The following is a 15,305-nucleotide window of genomic DNA, read 5'->3' as shown; positions in this document are numbered from 1 at the left end:
TTCGTTTCAAGATTTTCGCGATCCTGCTGGTTCCGTTGACCGCCCTCGCGGTGATCTGGGGGTTCGCCGCCACCCTCACCGTCCAGAGCGGACTCGAGCTGCTCAAGATCCAGACGGTGTACGACAACGTCGTGGTTCCCACGCGCTCGCTCCTTGGTGAGATACAGCAGGAACGGCTGCTGTCCGCCGCCTATCTCGGCAGGAAGTCGTCCACGCGCGACGACCTCGAGGCGCAGCGCAAGCGCACGGACGCCTCGCTCGAGGAACTGGTCCGCGTCTCGCAGAAGGCTCGGGACGAGACGCCGCCGGCCATGTGGCAACGCATCCAGGAGCTCATCGACCAGGTCCGCAGGTTCGACGGCCTGCGCGGGCGCGTCGACGGCCACAGCCTGTCGCGGCTGGAGGCCATCGAGGACTACAGCACCGTCGCGGAGGTCGGCTTCCAGGCGTACGACCGCCTGATGATCTCCCCTGACATGGACCTCATCGAGCAGACCAAGGCCATCATCCTGATCGGCCGCAGCCGCGAGGTCATGAGCCAGGAGTCCGCGCTGATCACGGGCGTGCTCGCCATCGGCAGGATCTCGCCCGACGAGCGCGACGCCTTCGCCAAGATGGTCGGCCAGCGCCGCCTCCTCTACCAGCTCGGCAACAGCCAGCTCGACGCCGAGCTGATCAAGGGGTTCGCGGCGGTGAACGCCTCGCCCGCCTACGCCTCGTTCATGTCCATGGAGAACGAGATCATGGTCGGCGTGCAGCCCAACACGCGGCTGCCCCGCGACGCGAACACCTGGCACACCACCGCGGAAGGAATGGTCGGCACCCTCTCGCAGATCAGCGGCGACGGCAGCAAGGCGATCGCGGACCGCGCCCTTCCCCTGGCCAAGGGCGTGCTCTACCGCATCGGCATCGCCGGAGCCCTGGGCCTGCTCGCGGTGATCGCCACTCTGTTCATCTCCGTCAGGTTCGCCCGCGGGCTCGCGGCAGAGCTCATCGGTCTCCAGCGGGCCGCGCTCGAACTGGCCGACCGGCGCCTGCCCGCCATCGTCCAGCGCCTGCGCCGCGGCGAGGACGTCGACGTGGCCACGGAGACGCCTCCGCTGGTCACCCGGGGGGACACGGCCGAGGTCGTCGAGGTGGGGAACGCCTTCACCTCGGTGCAGCACACCGCCGTGGAGGCCGCGGTCGGTCAGGCGGAGCTGCGCAAGGGCGTCGGCAACGTGTTCCTCAACCTGGCCCGTCGCAGCCAGTCGCTCCTGCAGCGCCAGCTGGCCCTGCTCGACGGGCTCGAACAGCAGGTCGCCGACCCCGACATGATGGAGAAGCTCTTCGCGGTCGATCACCTGACCACCCGCATGCGCCGCCACGCGGAAGGCCTGATCATCTTGTCCGGCGCCCACCCCGGCCGCGGGTGGCGCAACCCCGTCAGCCTCTTCGACGTGGCCCGCGCGGCCGTCGAGGAGGTCGAGGACTACCTGCGGGTGAGCGTGGTCGTGCCGCAGGGCCCCGCGGTCATCGGCGGCAGCGTCACCGACCTGGTCCACCTCCTGGCCGAACTGGTGGAGAACGCCACGATCTTCTCGCCGCCGCACACCCAGGTCATCGTCCGCGGCGAGGTGGTGGCCCGCGGATTCGCGGTGGAGATCGAGGACCGCGGTCTCGGCATCAGCCCGGAGGAGCTGGCGCAGCTCAACGAGCGGCTGGCCGACCCGCCGGAGTTCGACCTGGCCGACAGCGACAGGCTGGGCCTGTTCGTGGTGGGCCTGCTCGCCCGGCGCCACGGCGTCCGCGTGTCTCTCCGGACCTCTCCGTACGGCGGGACCAGCGCGGTCGTGCTCCTGCCCAAGGAGATCGTGGTGGAGAACGCCGGCGACGAGCACTCCGTCGAGCGGCTGATCCCGCCGCGGCCACCGGTCCCGCCGGTGCTCGCGCTCACGCCGCCGGCCCCCGGCACCGCCGCGGACCGTGACGAGGACTCCCTGCCCAAGCGCGTACGGCAGGCAAATCTGGCACCCCAGCTCCGCGAGGAACCTCGCGACGTCTTCAGCTCCTTCCAGGCCGGCTGGCAGCGCGCCCAGGAGGAGTCATGACAGAGCAGGAGTTCGGCCCCCTCCTACGGCCCTACACGCTGACGCGGGGCCGGACCCGGCCCAGCGGGCCGGACCTCGACCTGATGACCATGATCAGAACGGCTCCGTCCGCCCACACGCGGGCGGCGGGGCTGCCTCCCGAGCACCTGCGGATCCTCCAGATGTGCCTGGCCCCCGCCTCGGTCGCCGACATCGCGTCGGACATGGGCATGTCGCTCAACGTCATGCGCATCCTCCTCAGCGACCTGCGCGATCAGGGCCTCATCACGGCCCGGCCGCAGGCGACCGTCGCGCAGCTTCCCGAGGAGCGTCTCCTGCGCGAGGTCATCCAGGGACTCCAGGCGCTCTGACCCTCCGTCACGACCGGCCCTCCGTCACGATCTGGCCTTCGTCACGACCTGACCTTTCGTCACGATCCCCGGGCGAAGGATTCGATCAGCATGCCGACGTGTCCCCTGGCGGGGGCCGTCAGCTCCTCGGCATACCGGTCGAGCACGGCCGTGAACCGCTCCACGTCGGAGGTCGCCGCCGGGGGAAGCGCCAGCTGGACCGCCTCGCCGTCCAGCACCATGTCACCCTCGATTGTGAACCGGTCCTCCTCCAGCCAGGCCCGGATCTCGAAGACGACCTCGTGACCGAGCACCGCCAGTTCAAGGCCGAGCCGTACGGCGTGGCCGCCCAGATCCGAGACGGGCGTCCAGCGGACGTGGGGGAAATGGTCCTGGGAGACGGCTCGGCCCGTCTCCGTGAATAGCGCCGCCGTACGCAGCAGAGCTCGCAGAAGTCCGGCGGCGCCCTGACTGTTGGCGTCCACTCCGGCAGGTTAGATCACTTAGAGGCGGTGATCGGACGAATCATCGATGTGGCGGGGCTTCCTCCTCGTCGTGCGTCACCCGAAGGCGTAACACTCCACCTCGGCGCGGCGGAAGGTGAGGCCTCCTCCGACGGATTCGCTCACGCAGGCCTGCTCTCGCGGGCTGAGGGTCAGCTCGCCGCAGACCGACACGCTGGAGTAGGTGCGGCAGTCGAGATCGGGGTTACGTGCGCCGATGCGATAGTTCCGCTTGACGTCCGTCCGGCATTGGGCCCGCGCGCCGGCCGTGTCCCCGAAGCGGCACTGTCCGAGCAGGATGTGGTACTGCGCGCTGCTGACCTCTTCTTGTTGGCGGCCGTCCACCCGGTGCCGGCCATCCGCGTATGCGGCGGCGACCGCTCCGAGCATGGTCATCGCAGCGAGCACGGCGACAGCGACGATCTTCTTCATGGCGTCCCCCCCACGAGGAGACGTACCCGCCACATAGAAATCCCGACCCTTTGTCACTTTCCGGATATATCCGGCTTTAGCCCATCGGGACGGGCTGGGGTTCGCGAGCGGCACGGACGTCGTACGCGTCGCCTCCGGCCGTACCAGCGTGAAGATCGTCCTCGTCCCGTGAGCACGACTTGACTTCAACTTAAGTTGAAGTTGCAGACTGCGATCCCGACACCCGATCGGCCGGAGGGGATCACGTGCGTGCGGTGTGGTTGAAGGAGTTCGGCGGACCCGAGGTTCTGGTCGCGTCCGACACGCCCGACCCCGTGGCAGGTCCGGGACAGGCACTCGTCGAGGTGGCGTTCGCCAACATCACCTTCGTCGAGACCCAGTTCCGCGCGGGCGGTTTCGGGCCGTTCAAGGCGGACCTCCCGATGATCCCGGGCAACGGCGTCGGCGGCGTGGTCGTCTCCGTGGGCGACGGCGCCGACGACCGCCTGGTCGGCAGGAGCGTGGTCAGCGGCACCGGCGGCTCGGGGGGCTACGCCGAGCTCGCCGCGGTGGACGCCGCCGGGCTGATCGAGGTGCCGGACGGCGTGGGACTCGACAGCGCGGTGGCGCTGCTGGCCGACGGCCGTACGGCGATGTGGCTCCTCCAGACGGCGGCGTTGCGCCCCGGAGAACGTGTGCTGGTCGAGGCGGCGGCGGGTGGCGTGGGCAGCCTGCTGGTGCAACTCGCACGTGCCGCCGGGGCGACCGTCGTCGCGGCGGCCGGCGGCGCCCACAAGACCGGGGTGGCCCGTGACCTGGGCGCCGACGTGGCCGTGGACTACCTGCTGCCGGACTGGACGGACCGGGTGCGCGAAGCCGGGGGCGGGGTCGACGTCGTCTTCGACGGGGTCGGGGGCGAAATCGGACGGTCGGCGTTCGACCTGCTCGGACGCGGCGGCCGGATGCTGAGTTTCGGCATGGCGAGCGGCCACTGGGCCGGCGTCTCGGAGGAGGAAGCGGCTGATCGCGACGCGACCCTTCTCCGGGGCGCCCAGCTCACGCCCGAGGCGTCGCGGGCGTTCACCGCGGACGCGCTGGCGGAGGCGGCGGCGGGGCGGTTGCGGCCGTCGATCGGGCAGCGCTTCCCCCTGGAGCGGGCGGCCGACGCCCATGCCGCGATCCAGTCCCGGGCGACCGTCGGCAAGACCCTGCTGGTGACGGGCCGATCCCCCGCCGCCGGAAATCCCTTGGACGTTTCATGAGGGCCACTGTCAGCCTGGGGACGTGACGAATACATGGACATTTGACGAACTCGTGGCCGACGCCGAGTCCGTCCCGGTCGAGGGCTGGGACTTCTCCTGGCTGAACGGCCGTGCGACGGAGGAGCGCCCGTCATGGCGTTACTCGCGGCTCATCGCGGAGCGGATGCCCCATGCCTCGGCCGCGCTTGACATCCAGACAGGGGGCGGTGAGGTGCTCGCGGGCGTGCCGTGGCTCCCCGCCCTGACGGTGGCGACCGAGTCGTGGCCGCCGAACATCGTGCGTGCCAGCCAGCGGCTGCGCCCGCGCGGCGTCGCCGTCATCGCCGACGACGACGAGCCTCGGCTCCCGTTCGGCGACGATGTCTTCGACCTGGTGATCAGCCGACATCCGGTGGTCACCTGGTGGAATGAGATCTCCCGCGTCCTGCGGCCGGGCGGAACCTATCTGTCGCAACAGGTGGGGCCGCGGAGTGTCGTGGAGCTCACGGAGGTCTTCCTCGGCCCCCAGCGGCCGAACTCGCATCGCGACCCCGAGGTGGCCAGGCGGGAGGCCGAGGCGGCCGGCCTCGAGGTCGTCGACCTCCGCATGGAGAGCCTGCGCACCGTGTTCCACGACGTCGGGGCGGTGATCTACTTCCTGCGGAAGGTCATCTGGATCGTCCCCGGCTTCACCGTCGACCGTTACCGCGCGGAGCTGAAGGTCCTGCACGACCGGATCCAGGCTGAAGGGCCGTTCGTCGCCCATGCGACGCGGTTCCTCATCGAGGCCCGCAAGCCGGCCTGACACGCTCGAGAGAAGAAGGCGGCCGCGAGGAATTCCGCCGCCCTCGGTCCGGTGGTTCTTGTCGTGGCCGGTCGGTAGCCTGCCCGGCATGAACCACGAGATCGTGATCGAGACCTGGCGCCGGCTGCTGGATCCCGCCAAGTCGTGGGTGCTGTTCACGCATGGAACCTGCGTGATCCTCATGGAGCCCGCCGGCGACCTGGCCCAGCAGGCGACCACCATCCTCCGGGAGTACGGCCCCGTTCACGTGGGCAGTCCGGCCGGGGACTTCGACGTCATCACGCTCGACGACGTCCCCGGCTGGGCGGTGACCGGCCATCATCCCGACGTCCTCACCTACGTCGCGCCCGACGAGCTGGAGGAGCACGGGCACCTCCACGTCGGCCTGCTCGGCCGGGACAAGCGCGATCGCGACGGGCGTGAGCCCGCCGTCGTCCATGTGGAGGACATGCGCCCGAGTTGACCGTCCCCTTGTGGGACGGCTCAGCGGCGCGGCGCGGCCACCTGGTCGTCCCAGGAGATCCGGTAGTCGCGGATCCACGCCATCAGGTCTCTCTTCTCGATCTGCCGCATGATCAGCGGCATGCCCAGGTCCCGGACGAATGCGCCGAAGGCACCCGGGGCCTTGCCGCTTCCGTTGCGCCTGCCCTGCTTCACGACGCGCTCCACCCGCCCTCGCCGTAGCCGTTCGTAGGCGGCGAAGGCGTCGCGAGTGCCGGGGACGTCGCGCAGACACCTCGCCAGCACGACCGCGTCCTCGATCGCCATGGACGCCCCCTGGCCCGCCGAGGGCGAGGTCGCGTGCGCGGCGTCGCCCACGATCACCATCCGCTCGTTGAACCACTTCGGGACCGTCGGGAAGTCGTAGGTGTTCCATCCGGGGATGATGTGGTCGGTCGCACGGATGATGTCGATCATGGGCCCGGCGTCGTCCCTGAACAGCTCCAGCAACTCGGCCCGCCACTGGCCGGGGGTGATCGCCGCGAGTTCCGCGGGGGTCGGCTCATCGGGGCTCGGCGGGTTCGCGAACCACCACACCTCCCCACTCGGATGGATCAGGTAGCCGAAGAAGCACCTCTTCCCGAAGATGAAGTAGCTCGTGCCCGGTTCGCCGGGCACCGTGACGCCGCGCGCGAATCCGCCTGTGTTGAGCAGGCCGACGTGACGTGCGCGGGGCGCCCCGGGGTCGATGAGCGTGCGCGTGCGGGAGCGCAGCCCGTCGGCCCCGATCAGCAGGTCGCCCTCCGCCGAGGTGCCGTCGGCGAAGTCCGCCCGCACCCGTCCCCCGCTGATCGAGGCGTCGGTCAGACGCCTGCCGTAATGGATGTGCGCGCCGCGCCGTACGGCCTCGTCGCGCAGCACCTGATAGAGGTCGGCGCGCTTCAGGGTCCTGCTGGGCTGGGCCAGCGTCGCCAACTGCTTGCCCCGGCCGTTGCTCATCCGCATCAGCGACGAGTCCATGCCCAGGTCGCACACGAGGTCGTGCAGGTCGAGGACGCGTAGAGCCTCCAGACCGTTGACCGCGAGCGTGAGGAAGGCGCCCACACCTTCCGACCCGCGGTCGTAGGCCTCGAAGACCTCGCTGTCGATGCCGGCGCGCCGGAGCGCGATGGCGGTGATCGGCCCGGCGATGCCCCCGCCGATGATCAGAGCTCGTTTAGTCATGAACTAACTATACATATTATGACTAAGATCGGGCAACCCCTTATGCTGGACCGCATGTCGACACGGCGATCTCCCCTGGCCATGGCCTTGCTCTCCCTGGCCGGCGAGGCGCCGATGCACGCGTACCGGATGCAGCAGCTGATCAAGGAACGGCACAAGGACGACGTGGTCAACGTCGCGCAGCGCAACAGCGTGTACCAGACCATCGAACGGCTGCTGCGCGACGGGCTCATCGCGGTGCTGGAGACCTCCCGCGAGGAGAACCGGCCGGAGCGGACCGTCTACGAGCTCACGGACGAGGGCCGCGAGACGTTGCGGCAGTGGATGCGGACGATGCTCTCCACTCCGTCTCGCGAGTTCCCCGAGTTCCCCGCGGCGCTGGCCTTCCTCCCCGTGCTGGAGCCGGAAGACGCCAGGGCGGCGCTGGAGTCGAGGGTCGCCGCGCTGGAGACTCGGGTGGCCGCCCTGCAGACCGAGTTGACCGACGGGGCGAGGTTCCTGCCCCGCATCTTCCTCGTCGAGTCCGAATACCAGCTGGCCGCGGTCAAGGCCGAACTCGAGTACGTCCGGGGACTCGTGGAGGATCTCCGTACGGACGAGATCACGTGGGACTACCGCTTGTAGCGGCCGGAATCAGCGGACGACCCTGTAGTAGAGGTGCGTGACGCGGTCGCCTTCGATGATCCGCGGATTGTCGAGCTTCACGGGAGCGCCGGAGAGGTTGTCGAAGAAGCGGATCCCCGCGCCGAGGAGCACGGGCACCAGGTCCACCCTGATCTCGTCGACCAGGCCGGCGTTGATCGCCTGTTGCGCGATGTTCGGCCCGGCGACGCCGACGGCCTTGTCGCCCGCCACGGCCGAGGCCTGCGCGATGGCGCTTTCGACTCCGTCGGTGACGAAGGTGAAGGGCGTGTCCTCGCGCGGCCAGCCATCGGGGACGGAGTGGGTGACCACGAAGACCGGCGCGTCCAACGGATGGCTGCCACCCCAGCCGCCGGTGTGGTCGAACAGCCTCCGCCCGACGACCAGGGCGGCCGAGCCGTCGATCATTTCCCGGACATGGTCCGCGCTCGCCTCCGATACCAGGAACGCGGCCGGGCCTCCGGTACCAGGCGTCTCGATGCGCACCGGGCCGTTGGAATACCAGTCGAACAGGTGCTCCACGCCGTCGGTGGGGCTGGCGACGAAGCCGTCCAGGGACATGGAGAGCTGCGTGATGACCTTTCCCATGATTACCTCACTGTTCGATCGGGGCGGAGCCGCTACCCCACGACGGGCCCACAGGACCGCGCCGCGGAGGTCGGTCTCCGTCCGGGGGCGGCGGACCGGCTCCGGCCCGCCGCCCCGCACGAAGTGCTTCAATCGTTCTGCAGCCTCGCCAGCAGCTCCTCCAGCCGCTCGTCGGAGTCGCGGACGCCTCGCTCCATCCCGGAGGCGACCATCCCGTCGCGGTCCTCGACCGACTGGAAGCTGGACACCGTGCGCACGTGGGTCCTCCCGTCCCGCTCCTCGAGGGTGAGCTTCTCCAGGGCGACGTGGCCGGGGACACCCTCGAACTCGAAGGTCTGCACGGTGGCGTCCGGCGACGGGGTCCCGTGGAAGACCCCGTGGAAGCCGTAGTCGTTGCCGTCGGCATCCGTGCTGATGTAGCGCCACTTCCCGCCGTCACGCACGTCGAACTCCTCGATCTTCATGGTCAGGTCGCGTGGTCCCATCCACTGCACGAGCAGCTCCGGGTCGGTGTAGGCACGGAAGACCAGGTCGCGGGGCGCGTCGAACTCCCGCTCGATGATGATCTGCGAGGTGCCGGGCTCCGCGGTGATCTGCGTCTTAACCATCTTCGTTTCCCTTCATGGAGACCGCCTCAGCGCGGTCGGGATCGTCTTGCCGGTTGTTCTGCAGCGCTGCCAGCAGCTCGTCGAGCCGCTCATGACTCTCGTCCCAGAACCGCTGGTAGCGAGCCAGCCAGGTGGTCACATCGCGGAGCGGCTCGGCCTCCAGATGACTGAGCCGAGCGGTCGCGCGCCGGCTGCGCGAGATCAGCCCCGCGGTCTCCAGCACCTTGAGATGCCGCGAGATCGCGGGCTGTGTGACGTTGAACGGCTCCGCGAGCTCGGCGACGGTCGCGTCACCGTTCGTCAGTCGTGTCAGGATCGCGCGGCGGATGGGGTCCGCGAGCGCCTGGAACACGAGACTGAGCTGGTCGGTCGCCATTCATAACCACCTTGTTTCAAAACGAGTAGGTTAAATATGCGTCCGCACGTCTCCCCCTGTCAAGGCCCTTCCGGGAAACGCCCGCGTTCCTCTTCGGAACCGCGCAGCCTCGGCTCTCGATGCGGGGAAGCCGCCGAGACCACACTCGGCCACTGTGCGACGCCGCTCACCCTCGGGGAGCGGGCATGCGGACGCCGGAGGAAACTCGGCGATGCCGTCCTGGCACGCGGGCCGTCAGACCCTGACGAGGCGAACCGTCTTTCCGCAGAGTTTCCTCATGTCGTCCTCGTCGGACGTCAACACGACCACCGGCCTCACGGAGTGAAGAGCCGTGGCCGCCACGACCGCGTCGATGGCGTACTTATGTCCGTGGAGGCCACTGGCGCGGAGCAGTTCGAGCGCCCGAAGAGAGACCTCTTCGGTCACCGGCTCGACCCGAAGCCTGGACAAATGCCATCGCAGCCGATCGCTCTTCACCCGGCCATCGAATGCCTCGATGGGCGTCACAGCGCTGACGACGACGCGGAAATCGTTGCTTTGAGCCTCACGCATGATCGCCGTGACTCGCTGGTCGGCCGCACACCACCGGGAGAGACCTTCGGAGTCGAGGACGACGGTGCCCGCGCTCAGCTTGCTTCGTGCGCGTGCCATCCACCGTCTCCCTGCAACTCGGGTGCGGACTTCACCTGGCGGAACAGCTCCGCCGCCTCATCACGGAAGACCTGCGGGACCGGACCGCTCTCCGCCTCATTGGCCTGCAACGCCTCTTCCAGCAGATCTCGCTCGATCTGACGCTCAACGGCGGCATCCACGTAGGCGGAGAACCCGCGAGCTCCGACACGCTCTTTGATGGCACGGATGTTGCCGGCCCGCAAAGAGACGCTGACCTTGGCGGCCGGGCCCTCCCCCGGAGCGAAGTCCTCTTCAGGCTCACCCATGCGGCGAGTTTACTACTTGATGTAGCAATAAGGCCACCGCCTGCGCCGACCCGGTCGGGTGGCCTCGGACGTCCGAGGCCACCCGATCTCGCCGGTCTCGCCGGAATTCAGACGGTCGTCGCCGTCGCGGGTGGCGTCGCCGTCGCGGGAGACGTCGCCGTCACCTTCCCGGGCTTCCCGGGCGCCGGCTTCTTGAGCACCAGGGCGGTGAGGGCGACCCCGGCGGCCAGCAGGCCGGCCCCGACGACGAACGCCAGGTGGTAGCCGCCGGTGAGCGCCGACGCCGCCTGGGCGCCTTCGGCCGCCAGGTGCTCCGCGCGAGACGCGGCCAGGGTGGACAGGGCCGCCACACCGAGCGCGGCGCCGATCTGCTGGGTGGTGTTGAACAGGCCGGAGGTCACTCCGGCGTCCTCGGGCCTGGCTCCCGACATGCCCAGCGCGGTCAGCGCGGGCAACACCAGGCCGCCGCCGGCGGTCAGCAACATCACGGGGAGCAGGTCCACGACGTACGTGCCGTCCACCGGCAGGCGGATGAGCAGCAGGCGCGCCGCCAGCAGCAACACCAGACCGCACAGCAGGATCGCGCGCTCGCCGAATCGGGAGATGAGGCGGGCCGAGAAGCCGAGCGAGACCGCACCGATGGCGAGAGCCGCCGGGAGCATCGCCAGGCCGGTGGCGGTCGCGCCGTACTCGAGGACGCCCTGCATGTAGAGGGCGATGTGGATCTGGAAACTGAACAGGGCTCCCAGCACCAACATCTGGATCAGGTTGGATCCCCAGACGTTGCGTGCGCGGAACACGCGAAGCGGCAGCAGAGGACGCGCCGCGGTGGCCTGGCGTACGACGAACCCCGCGATCAGGGCCAGGGCGAGAGCGACCAGGCCGAGGGTCCGCCCCGACGTCCAGCCGTACTGCTCCGCCTGGACGATGGCGTAGACGCCGAGCATCACACCACTGGTGACCAGCGCCGCGCCGAGCGCGTCGGCGCCCTTGCCGAGCCCGAGCCCGCGATCGTTCTCCAGGAGAGGTACGGCCAGCAGTGCCGCGGCGACACCGATCGGCAAATTGATGAGGAACACCCAGTGCCAGCCGAGCGCGTCGGTGAGCACTCCACCGAGGACCTGGCCGATCGAGGCGCCGACGGCTCCGGTGAAGGCGAACGCGCCGATCGCCCTGGCTCGCTCGCTCGGCTCGGTGAACAGCGTCACGATCATGCCGAGGCTCACCGCCGAGAACATCGCTCCGCCGACTCCCTGCAGGAACCGGGTCGCGATCAGCATCTCGGCGCTGCCCGCCAGCCCGCACAGCAGCGAGGCGACGACGAAGACCGCGAGGCCGGCGAGGAGCATGCGCTTGCGGCCGATCAGGTCGCCGAGCCGCCCCGCGAGGAGCAGCAGACCCCCGAAGGCGATCATGTACGCGTTGACGGTCCAGGTCAGGCTGGACGGGGAGAAGTTCAGGTCTCGCTGGATGGCCGGCAGCGCGACGGTGACGATGCTGCCGTCCAGGACGACCATGAGCATCCCGGCGCAGAGCACTATGAGGGCGAGCCAGCGAGACCGGGGTCCGGTGGCAAAGGTAGAGGGCATGTCGGCGACTCCTGTCGAATGGGCGACAAGAGAGACCGTAGCAGATAGATCTGTAGTAGACGATCCTCTACAGACCTATTTCGCTCGCTGCCGCGCCCGGCGGATCGGCTGCGGATTGGCGTCGGGAACGGCCAGATGCCCTGCGACCAGACGGTTCATGGCCCGGAGGAGGACCTCGCGTTCGTCTTCGGGAAGCGACGCCAGGGCATCACGGTGCACGCCGTCCACGATCTTCTGGCTCTGCTCGGCGACGCGGGCGCCTTCGTCGGTGACGGCGATGATCCGGGCCCGCCGGTCCGTGGTGGAGGGGCGGCGCTCGGCGAGACCGGCCTCCTCCAGCGCGTCGACCGTCACCACCATGGTGGTCTTGTCCATGTCGCCGAGCTCGGCGAGCTGGATCTGGGTCCGTTCCTCTTCCAGCGCGTGAACCAGGACGCAGTGCATTCGCGCCGTAAGCCCGATCTCGGCGAGCGCCGCCGCCATCCGGGTCCTCAGGACATGGCCGGTGTGGTCGAGCAGGAATGACAGGTCCGGTTGGGTCCGGCCAGGTGCCATGGCGGTCATGCCGCCAAGTCTAGCAATTCGATCCGTGACAGATTATCTGCCGATGAACATCTGGTATCGATGCCCGCCCGTACTCCCGCTCGGGGCCGGTCAGGGCGGGGTGATGCGCGGCGCCACCGCCGCGGCCTCCGCGCCGGACAATTCGTCCAGCGACCGCCCGCGCGGCTCCATCCGGAACAGGTACGTGATGACCAGCGCCACCGCGCAGATCCCGGCGATGCCGAAGAGCAGCGCGCTCTCCCCGATCACGGCGAGCAGCACCGGGAACAGGAAGGTGCCGAGGGCCGCCCCGAGCTTGCCGCAACCGGTGGCGAAGCCGTGCCCGGCGGCGCGCATCTCGGACGGGAACACCTCGGCGGGCAGCACGAACGTGGTCGCGTTCGGCCCCATGTTCATGAACGTGTTGAACAGGGCGAAGCCCAGCACGATCAGCCACAGGTGCGCCTCGGCGCCGCCGGTCAGCAGCCCGGCCAGGCCGAGCAGGCTGAGCGCGACCGTCATCACGGCGAAGCCGCTCAGTTGCAGCGGCACCCGGCCGACCCGGTCCACCAGGAAGATGGCGAGCACGAACCCGACCACCAGGAAGACGTCGAGCAGCGCGGTTCCCGCGGTCGACACGATGTCGTCGGCGATGAACGTCGCGTTCGCGCCGCCCAGCGCGAGCGCGGCGAGGAGCGTCGGGGTGAAGATGCCCACCCCGTAGGTGGCGATGTCCATCAGGAACCACGGCACCGCGGTGAAGACCGTGCGCCGGATCCACTTCCGGGCGAACAGTTGCGGCTGCAGGAACGCCTTCAGCCCTTCCGGCGGCCGCTCGTGCCGTTCCCGGTCGGCGTCGGACACCCGCACCGCTCGCCCGGTGAGCGCCTGGGCGACCCGGGCCGCCTCGTCCGGATGGCCGTTCTGGGCGAGCCAGCGCGGGCTCTCCGGCACGTTCCGGCGCAGCCAGATGATCCACAGCGCGGGCAGCACGCCGAATGCCAGCATGAGCCGCCACGAGCCGATCGCCGGCAGCAGAACCAGGATCACCACCGCGACCACCGCGCCGAGCAGGATCCCAGCCGCCTGCAGGCTGAACGCGCTGACCAGCCAGCGCCCCCGGTTCCGGGTCGGCAGGATCTCGGCCAGGTACCCGGCCGCGATCGGATAGTCCAGCCCGATCGCCACCCCCAGCACGAACCGGAACGCGATCAGCGACCAGATGTCCCAGGCCAGCGCGCAGAACACAGAGAACACCACGAACAGCCACAGGTCGATGCGGAAGATGCGGCTGCGCCCGAACCGGTCGCCGAGCGGCCCGAGCACACCCGCCCCGAAGGTCGCCCCTACGATCGCCGCGGCCGAGACCAGCCCCTTCTGCGCCGGGGTCACCGAGAAGTCCTGCGAGATCAGCGGGTTCGCCACGCCGATGATGAAGAAATCGAACCCGTCCAGCAGGATGCCCATCGCCGCGAGCAGCCAGATGCGCTTGTGCAGCCGCGACATGCGGGCGCCGTCGAGCGCCTCGCCGAGCGCCGGCGGCCGGCCGGCCGTCTCCTCGATCTTCACCTTCTCCACCCGAAAATCGATCAGTCCCGGAACGGACACCTACCGACAGCGGGTGCGCGGCACCCGGAAGTAGATCCCCCGATCGCCCGGCCGCACGCGACGGGTACCGTACGCAGACCCGATCGATAGCCGGCGATGGGGATTTTCGATGCCCTGTCCAGCGGGAAACGACTCCGCACCGCCTGCCGTACGGAACCGATCAGCCGAGCAGCCCGCCGAGGACGTCCTGCGCGAGCCCCAATGCGGTGGTCATGCCGACGCCGGAGGTGACCGAGACGACCCGGACACCGGGGCCGGCGGCCTCGATGAGGAAGTCGCGATCCGGCGACGAGGCGTAGACGCCCTGCCACCGCTCTCGGACGGTCAGCGGCCCGCAACCGAGCAGGGACGCGATCTGCCCCAGGATGGCCTGATCGAGGGACTCGAAGGTGAAGGGGTCGACCGTACGGCCGTAGGTGTGCGTGTCCCCGATGGTCAGGTCGCCGTCCGGGCGCTGGGTGAACATGAGGTTCAGTCCGGCGGCCACCAGGTCGGGGTGGTCGGCCGCGAGGCGTTCCTTGACCGCCGGCAGCGAGGGGCACTCCTCGAAGCCCCCGTATCGCAGCAAGGAGAAGCCGCTGAGCACGGCCGGGTCGATGACCCGATCCCCGGGAGCCGCCACGCGCAACATCTGCAGGGCGCACCGGACGACACCGGCCTCGTCGGCGAGACCGGGGAAGTGGCGGTCCACGTCGTGCCCGACGGCCACGATGACATGATCCGCCGAGACGTCGCCGCGGCTGGTCCGGACGAGACCCGGCTCGATCGCCAGGGCGGTCGTGGCCCACCGGAACCGGACGCCCTGGGCGCGCAGCCAGGCCGCGATCATGTGGACGGCTTCGCGGGGATCGACCCGGATGTCCTGCGGGAGCCACGCACCGCCGATGACGTCCGCGCCGATCGGCAGGCGGGCCTCGACGTCGTCCCTGTCGAGCATCTCCACCTGATCGCCGCGGGACTCGCGGAGCTCCTCCAGCACGGCCCGCTCGTCCTCGGCGCGGGCGACGACGACGGTTCCGCTCTCACGCAGCCAGAAACCCGCCTCCTTCGCCAGCCGGATCCACGCGGGACGGGCCGCCATGGCGTACTGCAGCGCCTGGCCGCCCTGCGCGGTGAAGCACCCGTGGCCGAAGTTCCGGACCGACGCTCCGACGGCCCGATCGTCGCGTTCGACCACCACCACCGAGAGACCGCGGCGGACGGCCTCCACGGCGTGCGCGAGGCCGACGATCCCGGCCCCGACGATGACCAGGTCGGCGCTGTCGGAGGAGCGGGCGAGCAGAGGTCCACTTGTCATGACAAGTAGCCTCGCTCAGGATCGAACAGGAGTCAACGTGGGGATGAAATCCGTTGAACCATGTTCTCGCAG

The 15,305-nt window shown here is 69.5% G+C and carries 18 protein-coding genes; 6 read left to right on the top strand and 12 right to left on the bottom strand.

The window, feature by feature from the left end:
- Window positions 1-35: 35 nt before the first annotated feature.
- A complete protein-coding gene (locus Psi02_RS10320) occupies window positions 36-2,090 on the top strand; it encodes a sensor histidine kinase (RefSeq protein WP_203973226.1) in 2,055 nt (684 codons plus the stop codon).
- On the top strand, window positions 2,087-2,440 hold the full coding sequence (locus Psi02_RS10315; protein WP_203973225.1) for a DUF742 domain-containing protein: 354 nt from the start codon (window positions 2,087-2,089) through the stop codon (window positions 2,438-2,440). Before Psi02_RS10320 ends, Psi02_RS10315 begins: the two co-directional genes overlap by 4 nt.
- A 59-nt stretch (window positions 2,441-2,499) precedes the next feature.
- On the opposite strand, the gene Psi02_RS10310 is transcribed toward Psi02_RS10315, so the two are convergent.
- Both Psi02_RS10310 and Psi02_RS10305 read right to left on the bottom strand, forming a co-directional pair.
- Entirely contained in the window at window positions 2,500-2,904 is a 405-nt protein-coding gene (locus Psi02_RS10310) for a hypothetical protein (RefSeq protein ID WP_203973224.1), read from the bottom strand.
- Between the two features lie 75 nt (window positions 2,905-2,979).
- Window positions 2,980-3,354, bottom strand: coding sequence for a hypothetical protein (locus Psi02_RS10305; RefSeq protein WP_239094767.1), 375 nt, complete (start codon window positions 3,352-3,354; stop codon window positions 2,980-2,982).
- A 245-nt stretch (window positions 3,355-3,599) separates the two neighbouring features.
- Between Psi02_RS10305 and Psi02_RS10300 the strand changes: the two genes are divergently transcribed.
- From Psi02_RS10300 to Psi02_RS10290, 3 genes are all read left to right on the top strand, one after another.
- Entirely contained in the window at window positions 3,600-4,595 is a 996-nt protein-coding gene (locus Psi02_RS10300) for a zinc-binding dehydrogenase (protein WP_203973223.1), read from the top strand.
- A 22-nt stretch (window positions 4,596-4,617) separates the two neighbouring features.
- Window positions 4,618-5,379, top strand: a complete 762-nt coding sequence (locus Psi02_RS10295; protein ID WP_203973222.1) for a class I SAM-dependent methyltransferase — start codon at window positions 4,618-4,620, stop codon at window positions 5,377-5,379.
- A gap of 88 nt (window positions 5,380-5,467) precedes the next feature.
- On the top strand, window positions 5,468-5,842 hold the full coding sequence (locus tag Psi02_RS10290) for a hypothetical protein (protein WP_203973221.1): 375 nt from the start codon (window positions 5,468-5,470) through the stop codon (window positions 5,840-5,842).
- 20 nt (window positions 5,843-5,862) lie between these two features.
- Here Psi02_RS10290 and Psi02_RS10285 read toward each other — a convergent pair whose 3' ends face one another.
- On the bottom strand, window positions 5,863-7,044 hold the full coding sequence (locus Psi02_RS10285) for an FAD-dependent oxidoreductase (RefSeq protein ID WP_203973220.1): 1,182 nt from the start codon (window positions 7,042-7,044) through the stop codon (window positions 5,863-5,865).
- Window positions 7,045-7,098: 54 nt separating this feature from the next.
- Between Psi02_RS10285 and Psi02_RS10280 the strand changes: the two genes are divergently transcribed.
- Window positions 7,099-7,668: a PadR family transcriptional regulator gene (locus Psi02_RS10280; protein ID WP_239094766.1), complete on the top strand. Its 570-nt coding sequence runs from the start codon at window positions 7,099-7,101 to the stop codon at window positions 7,666-7,668.
- A gap of 9 nt (window positions 7,669-7,677) precedes the next feature.
- On the opposite strand, the gene Psi02_RS10275 is transcribed toward Psi02_RS10280, so the two are convergent.
- The 9 genes from Psi02_RS10275 to Psi02_RS10235 form a co-directional block, all read right to left on the bottom strand.
- Window positions 7,678-8,274, bottom strand: coding sequence for a dihydrofolate reductase family protein (locus Psi02_RS10275; RefSeq protein ID WP_203973219.1), 597 nt, complete (start codon window positions 8,272-8,274; stop codon window positions 7,678-7,680).
- A gap of 128 nt (window positions 8,275-8,402) precedes the next feature.
- Entirely contained in the window at window positions 8,403-8,882 is a 480-nt protein-coding gene (locus Psi02_RS10270) for an SRPBCC family protein (protein WP_203973218.1), read from the bottom strand.
- Window positions 8,875-9,258: an ArsR/SmtB family transcription factor gene (locus Psi02_RS10265; RefSeq protein ID WP_203973217.1), complete on the bottom strand. Its 384-nt coding sequence runs from the start codon at window positions 9,256-9,258 to the stop codon at window positions 8,875-8,877. The genes Psi02_RS10270 and Psi02_RS10265 overlap by 8 nt, the downstream gene beginning before the upstream one ends.
- A gap of 234 nt (window positions 9,259-9,492) precedes the next feature.
- Complete coding sequence (locus tag Psi02_RS10260; protein ID WP_203954583.1) at window positions 9,493-9,909, bottom strand: PIN domain-containing protein; 417 nt, start codon at window positions 9,907-9,909, stop codon at window positions 9,493-9,495.
- Window positions 9,885-10,196, bottom strand: a complete 312-nt coding sequence (locus Psi02_RS10255) for a hypothetical protein (protein WP_203973216.1) — start codon at window positions 10,194-10,196, stop codon at window positions 9,885-9,887. Before Psi02_RS10255 ends, Psi02_RS10260 begins: the two co-directional genes overlap by 25 nt.
- Window positions 10,197-10,303: 107 nt before the next feature.
- On the bottom strand, window positions 10,304-11,785 hold the full coding sequence (locus Psi02_RS10250) for an MFS transporter (RefSeq protein ID WP_203973215.1): 1,482 nt from the start codon (window positions 11,783-11,785) through the stop codon (window positions 10,304-10,306).
- A 75-nt stretch (window positions 11,786-11,860) separates the two neighbouring features.
- On the bottom strand, window positions 11,861-12,349 hold the full coding sequence (locus Psi02_RS10245; RefSeq protein WP_203973214.1) for a MarR family winged helix-turn-helix transcriptional regulator: 489 nt from the start codon (window positions 12,347-12,349) through the stop codon (window positions 11,861-11,863).
- A gap of 90 nt (window positions 12,350-12,439) precedes the next feature.
- Entirely contained in the window at window positions 12,440-13,936 is a 1,497-nt protein-coding gene (locus Psi02_RS10240) for an MFS transporter (RefSeq protein ID WP_203973213.1), read from the bottom strand.
- Window positions 13,937-14,096: 160 nt separating this feature from the next.
- Window positions 14,097-15,233 (bottom strand): TIGR03364 family FAD-dependent oxidoreductase, encoded by a 1,137-nt coding sequence (locus Psi02_RS10235; protein ID WP_203973212.1) that lies wholly within the window; start codon window positions 15,231-15,233, stop codon window positions 14,097-14,099.
- Between the last annotated feature and the right edge of the window lie 72 nt (window positions 15,234-15,305).

It is taken from the genome of Planotetraspora silvatica (assembly GCF_016863315.1).
In the GTDB taxonomy this organism is placed as follows: Bacteria; Actinomycetota; Actinomycetes; order Streptosporangiales; family Streptosporangiaceae; genus Planotetraspora; species Planotetraspora silvatica.
The sequence above is the reverse complement of the archived record's forward strand: the minus strand, read 5'-3'. Positions and strand labels throughout refer to the sequence as shown.

What these genes read in the sequence shown, in the direction of transcription:
- Psi02_RS10315 (WP_203973225.1), top strand. Translation starts at nt 2,087, where the DNA reads ATGACAGAGCAGGAGTTCGGCCCCCTCCTACGGCCCTACACGCTGACG.
- Psi02_RS10305 (WP_239094767.1), bottom strand. Translation starts at nt 3,354, where the DNA reads ATGAAGAAGATCGTCGCTGTCGCCGTGCTCGCTGCGATGACCATGCTC.
- Psi02_RS10290 (WP_203973221.1), top strand. Translation starts at nt 5,468, where the DNA reads ATGAACCACGAGATCGTGATCGAGACCTGGCGCCGGCTGCTGGATCCC.
- Psi02_RS10285 (WP_203973220.1), bottom strand. Translation starts at nt 7,044, where the DNA reads ATGACTAAACGAGCTCTGATCATCGGCGGGGGCATCGCCGGGCCGATC.
- Psi02_RS10280 (WP_239094766.1), top strand. Translation starts at nt 7,099, where the DNA reads ATGTCGACACGGCGATCTCCCCTGGCCATGGCCTTGCTCTCCCTGGCC.
- Psi02_RS10275 (WP_203973219.1), bottom strand. Translation starts at nt 8,274, where the DNA reads ATGGGAAAGGTCATCACGCAGCTCTCCATGTCCCTGGACGGCTTCGTC.
- Psi02_RS10270 (WP_203973218.1), bottom strand. Translation starts at nt 8,882, where the DNA reads ATGGTTAAGACGCAGATCACCGCGGAGCCCGGCACCTCGCAGATCATC.
- Psi02_RS10265 (WP_203973217.1), bottom strand. Translation starts at nt 9,258, where the DNA reads ATGGCGACCGACCAGCTCAGTCTCGTGTTCCAGGCGCTCGCGGACCCC.
- Psi02_RS10260 (WP_203954583.1), bottom strand. Translation starts at nt 9,909, where the DNA reads ATGGCACGCGCACGAAGCAAGCTGAGCGCGGGCACCGTCGTCCTCGAC.
- Psi02_RS10255 (WP_203973216.1), bottom strand. Translation starts at nt 10,196, where the DNA reads ATGGGTGAGCCTGAAGAGGACTTCGCTCCGGGGGAGGGCCCGGCCGCC.
- Psi02_RS10250 (WP_203973215.1), bottom strand. Translation starts at nt 11,785, where the DNA reads ATGCCCTCTACCTTTGCCACCGGACCCCGGTCTCGCTGGCTCGCCCTC.
- Psi02_RS10245 (WP_203973214.1), bottom strand. Translation starts at nt 12,349, where the DNA reads ATGACCGCCATGGCACCTGGCCGGACCCAACCGGACCTGTCATTCCTG.
- Psi02_RS10235 (WP_203973212.1), bottom strand. Translation starts at nt 15,233, where the DNA reads ATGACAAGTGGACCTCTGCTCGCCCGCTCCTCCGACAGCGCCGACCTG.